The organism is Pseudoalteromonas sp. TAE56 (assembly GCF_000497955.1).
GTDB lineage: Bacteria > Pseudomonadota > Gammaproteobacteria > Enterobacterales > Alteromonadaceae > Pseudoalteromonas.
This window is the reverse complement of record NZ_AUTN01000091.1, coordinates 1-5307: the sequence shown is the minus strand read 5'-3', so window position 1 is coordinate 5307 and position 5307 is coordinate 1. Positions and strand designations below refer to the sequence as shown.

4 protein-coding genes are annotated in these 5307 nt (G+C 38.5%); 3 read left to right on the top strand and 1 reads right to left on the bottom strand.

From position 1 onward, the window contains the following. The first annotated feature begins 229 nt into the window (after nucleotides 1–229). The 3 genes from L656_RS0109660 (at nucleotide 230) to L656_RS0109650 (ending at nucleotide 4033) form a co-directional block, all read left to right on the top strand. A complete protein-coding gene (locus L656_RS0109660; protein WP_024599054.1) occupies nucleotides 230–1096 on the top strand; it encodes a hypothetical protein in 867 nt (288 codons plus the stop codon). A gap of 203 nt (nucleotides 1097–1299) precedes the next feature. Further along, the gene (locus L656_RS0109655; RefSeq protein WP_024599053.1) at nucleotides 1300–2007 is read left to right on the top strand and encodes a hypothetical protein; all 708 of its coding nucleotides are present in this window, start codon (nucleotides 1300–1302) and stop codon (nucleotides 2005–2007) included. Between the two features lie 283 nt (nucleotides 2008–2290). Beyond that, entirely contained in the window at nucleotides 2291–4033 is a 1743-nt protein-coding gene (locus tag L656_RS0109650) for a potassium/proton antiporter (protein WP_024599052.1), read from the top strand. Nucleotides 4034–4116: 83 nt separating this feature from the next. Here L656_RS0109650 and L656_RS0109645 read toward each other — a convergent pair whose 3' ends face one another. Continuing rightward, complete coding sequence (locus L656_RS0109645) at nucleotides 4117–5103, bottom strand: IS110 family transposase (protein WP_024599051.1); 987 nt, start codon at nucleotides 5101–5103, stop codon at nucleotides 4117–4119. Nucleotides 5104–5307: the final 204 nt, after the last annotated feature.

Below are 5307 nucleotides of genomic sequence, written 5' to 3'. Positions count from 1 at the left end.
GCTGTATCGGCTATTGCATCGGGATGTGACTTACTCACCCACGTTAAAACGCAGCTACCGTACGCCTTATTTGGTGGTGGCCTTACATTTTTAGCGTACTTAGTAACAAGCATAATTGTTTTATAAGAGCGTACTATAGAAGTAATGCTTTAATAAACGAGCAATAATAATTACCTAAAAGCCTGCAACTATGCAGGCTTTTTTAGAGCATAAAACAAGGATTGTTTAAATGAAAAATAAAGCTTTTGTCTTTTTTAGTTTTTTATTATTTCTGAACGCATGCTCTTACCTAGAAAGTGAAATAGAACAAGCTAATAGACTAGCAAAAACATATCAGCTCGATATTAAGGCTGGCGATACTCGTTTATTTTTTCCTGAACAATTTTTAGGAATTGGAGGCAAGCCGCCTACACTTGAAATGGAAAGCACTTCTTTGGAGGATTCTTCAGAGTCACTTGATGGCATTGAAACCGCGCTGGAGGTTTATCCTGAAGGCTTTGTTTCCAAATTTATTAATGCTATTTATATTTCAGGACCTATGCTCATGGAGGGGGCTGAAGCGGGGGGAACATATTCAAGAAATTTTATAATACTAGCAAATATCTCAGATAAGAACGGTACTAACTTCAATTATGGAAATTCGTTACGGGGAGTTCATCACGAGCTTAGTTCTTTGATTTATTTACGCTCCCCTTTTGTTAATCTTGCATGGCAAGGTCTGTTGCCTGAAAGTTGGAGTCCTGCTTCCTCGAATTATGAGGCTTTAACGCAAGATAGAAGTATAGGGCCTGATTATGAAAATGGATTTTTATCTACCTACGGTAAAACTAATATTGAGAACGACTTTAATATTTTCGCCGAATTTGCTTTTTCTGAGCCTGAAAAGCTACGAGACCTTGCAGCTAAGTATCCAACTATAGCTAAAAAGCTGAGTTTATTTATTACTGCATATAAGCAGGTTTATCTTGAGTATCGGCAGAGCTTCGAAGAGTATTTTACTAGTACAGGTCTAAGCGATGTTGCTATAAAACCTGATAATGTAGAGATTACGATTAACAGTGATTTTAGTAATGTTAAGCCGCAGATAATTCACTAAGTTAGCCTAGTGAAGGGCTTATTTTTACAGATAGTGATTGTTTAAATATAAGGTATTTCTCAGTTAAAGAAACTCAAGTTAAATACTCAAAAAGTAATTTTTCTTATACCTAAAATCATTACAGAAATTAACTTCTTAGGATTTCTCTACCTAACTTTAAATGATATGATTTCGACAATTAAATAATAAATAAGGACATTTTTATGGATATTATTATCGGTCAACATGCGCTAAAGAAAAAAACACAGCTAACGCAACTTTCTGAACGTGCAATTGGTAAAGCCTTTAAAGATCAAGCTGCTTTAGCAATACAAATGACGCAATGTAGTGCAGCTGTTTATCGTCGATTACAACGAACTTATAAATCAACTGTAACACCACGCGATGAAAAAAGAGTTAAAGCAGGTGGCTTAAGTACACAATCAGTTACTTTTTCAACAAGTAATAGTAGCCAAAAATCCTTTAATAGCTTACTTCCTGCAATGCGAGGAAGAGGTGCACCTACAAATACTTCAAAAACGTCAAATGATGTTGCAGTTGCTTCTAATCAGCCACAAGCAGTTAACTTGTTGGCTTTGCTACATCCTGTTATAAGCGGCGACATAATGAAGACAGGTAATGCTGTTGAAAAAACAGCGACTATATTAGGGCTAGTAACAACGACTGTTGGTTTTGTAGTTCCAGGCGGTGGAGCTGTTTCATCAATTGTTAGTTGGGTAGGAAGTGGTGCTACGTATTCAGGTTTTTCAATGTCTAGAATTCGCTCTGATGCGCCAGACCGAGCTTATCACCAACTAACAAATTATATTACATGGCTAGCCGCTTGGAATAAAAAAGCGTGTGAGTTAATTGATATAGCAGATCCTAATGGTCAATGGACCTTTAGGGATATCGAGCATGGACTTTCATAAGATTAGACTGTAAGCAGCGTTTTAAAAGAAAGTGTAAATACGTTATACCTGTAACTTATGATTATTGAAAAGCCTGCTTATTGCAGGCTTTTTTGTTTTTAAATTAAGACCGAGCCGAGTAATACCAAGCTTAACGACGCTCTAGATATTAAATAAACTATTTAAATATGGACTTAAGTACCCGTATTTATATTTTTTAGGTTATTGTATAGCATGAGCTTTAAGCTTTTTAATAGCTATAAATTCTTACTTTTCAACTCATATAAGGCTGTAAATCCACACTATGTTTGCAATTGATAATATCATTCTCGTTAGTGCCATTTTAATTTTACTAGGAGTGATCTCGAGCAAGTTATCTGCACGCGTTGGCTTACCGGTGCTGGTGCTATTTTTACTTGTAGGTATGCTCGCAGGTGAAGACGGTATTGCAGGTATTTCATTCGACAACGCAGAGGCTGCACATGCTCTGGGTACTCTTGCGCTTGCCATTATTCTATTTGATGGCGGCTTACAAACGCCTACCAGTTCAATAAAACAAGTGTGGAAACCCGCATCTGCTTTAGCAACCGTTGGGGTGTTATTTACCGCCGTAATTACAGGCCTTGTGGCCACTTATATTTTAGACCTGCCCATATTACAAGGTGTTTTACTAGGCGCTATTGTTGGCTCTACAGATGCTGCCGCAGTGTTTGCGCTTTTACGAAGTGCGGGTATTCACTTAAATAAAAAGCTTAAATCTACCCTTGAAATAGAAAGTGCCTCGAACGATCCAATGGCTATTTTTCTAACGGTTGGATTGCTCGAAATGCTCGTTAACGACATGCCAATAGGGCTGGATTTACTACAGTTATTTGCTCAACAAATGGGTGTTGGCGCTATTTGTGGTCTTTTAATTGGTAAGGTATCGGTTTGGTTTATTAATCGAATTAAACTAAATGCATCGGGTTTGTATTTAGTGATGGTAACCGCATTTGGGCTGCTTTCTTTTGGCCTTTCTGCAACGCTTGGCGGTAGTGGATTTTTAGCTGTATTTATAACGGGTGTTATTTTAGGTAACAGCAAATTTGTATATAAACGCGGTATTTTTCTGTTTCATGACGGCTTAGCATGGCTTGGGCAAATAACCATGTTTGTTGTATTAGGACTCCTTATTAACCCGTCGTCGTTGGTTGACGTATGGTTAGAAGGGTTGCTTATTGCACTGGCACTTATTTTTGTTGCTCGCCCATTAGCGGTAGCGCCTATTTTAAAACTGTTTGGTTTTAACAATCGCGAAACCTTGTTTGTATCTTGGGTTGGCCTTAGAGGCTCAGTGCCCATTATTTTAGCTATATTCCCATTACTATTTGGTCTTTCAGGGGCAGAGCTTATTTTTAATGTTGTTTTTTTCGTGGTGTTAATTTCAGCCACGTTACAGGGCTCAACAATGCCGTGGATGGCTAAAAAACTAAATTTAGTAGAGCCGCCACCTGATTTGGCTGCTGCAACGCTCGAAATCACAGCACTAAACGATATTGATATAGAAATTGTAGAATACACTTTAAGTGACGTTTCTCGGGTTTCTGGGCGTAGCTTGTCACATGCTGCACTTCCTGAGAGTGTGGTTGTTGCTATGATCACACGGGGTCCGTCAATCATACCGCCACGAGGCTCAACTAAGTTAAAACCAAACGATCATTTATTTGTTGTTTTAAAACCAGATAACAGACCTTTTGTTGATTTAGTTTTTACAGCAACCGATAAAACAAACCATCAAGATAGCCACTTAGCCCACAACGAACTTAAAGTGAAAGGGGTAACGTTGGTAGGCGATATATTTTACTCTTATCACATGCACATAGACGCCCCAGAAGAGATAAGCTTGGAAGAAGTAATTAACCAAAAGCTTTCAGGAGAAGTCAGTAAAGGCGCTATTGTTGTTATTGGCAATGTGCAAATACGCGTTATAACAATGGTACATACACGCATAGTTACCATTGGCTTAAAGTACTTAAACAATCCAGAAAAGCGGCTTTTAAAGCAGTAATCATGAACAATGATTTATTTAGCGCTAGGCTCATGTTTATAGCTGCGTAGATACCATCTCTTCTAATCAGCCTCAAGCTTTCTTTAAATAGCTTGGGGCTGATATTCAGTTTGATTCTTCACAACACCAAAACAGATATGTGTCAGCTTTCTCATTGCAGCACCAATTGCCTGCATTTTTGTTTTACCTTGCTCCACTAATCGCTTATTTTGGGCTTTTATATCTGGATTATGTTGTACAGCTACTACAGCAGCCATATACAATTTAGCCCTTATATACCCAGGCCCTTCTTTGCTTAAGGTTGTTTTTCCAGCCCGTTTGCCTGACTCATTAAGCTTAGGTATTAAGCCTAAGTAACAAGCTAATTGCTTGGCATTTTTAAACTGTTTACATGCCATCAAGGACACCATCATACGTGATATTACCTCTCCAACACCTTTGATACTTTGAAGCAATTGGCGGTTCTTTTTTAATTGTGGGTGTCTATCAATATGCTCATCAATGTCATTTTTTAGCTTACCCATCTCAGTTTTTAGTACAGCTATCATATCTTCAATTGACTGAGTAACTCGAGTAGATGCACCTGAGAAACCAACAGCTTCATAACGATTTTCTTCGCGACGTAAGTCTTGCTCAAGTGCTTCAAGTCTACGCGTCATTACTTTTAACTCTCTCGCTTCAACAGGCTCAGGCTGCCAACTTAAAAGTGAGTGCTGTTGGTCATGACCATAACGAGCAAGCATTGTGGCGTCTGACTTGTCTGTCTTATGGACAAGCCCTAATGAACTTGCGTACTGTTTTGCTTTACCAGGATTTACATGTAATAAAATAAATCCTTGCTCATATAGGAAATACATCAGCGGCTCGCTATAAACACCTGTGGGCTCTGTTGTAATAACAATATCTTGTGCTTCTAAATTTGTATTCTTTATCAACCAGGCAACTAACTCTTGATAGCCCTTCGGGTTATTTTTAAAAATCTTCGTTTTCTTTTTACTTTTGACTACATCGCGTAGCCAGGAAATATCTAACTTTTCTTTACCCACATCAATGCCAATAAAAGCTTTCATCTCTATCTACTCCCCTTGTACATGCAGCGTCACCCTTAGTTGGGGCGCTAGGATACCATTCAGTTTAATGGAGGTTAGGAAGTCAGGGCTCAATCTACGTCACAGCATTTTCACACTCTGGTTGGGTACGAGCTCACTGTCTTCCGATGTGACAAGTGCTAGCTAAACACTCATCAAGAAGAGATACAAGGTTGGGTTGAGTGA

Coding starts and splice junctions, on each gene's coding strand:
- L656_RS0109655 (WP_024599053.1), top strand. CDS start 1,300: ATGGATATTATTATCGGTCAACATGCGCTAAAGAAAAAAACACAGCTA.
- L656_RS0109650 (WP_024599052.1), top strand. CDS start 2,291: ATGTTTGCAATTGATAATATCATTCTCGTTAGTGCCATTTTAATTTTA.
- L656_RS0109645 (WP_024599051.1), bottom strand. CDS start 5,103: ATGAAAGCTTTTATTGGCATTGATGTGGGTAAAGAAAAGTTAGATATT.
- L656_RS0109660 (WP_024599054.1), top strand. CDS start 230: ATGAAAAATAAAGCTTTTGTCTTTTTTAGTTTTTTATTATTTCTGAAC.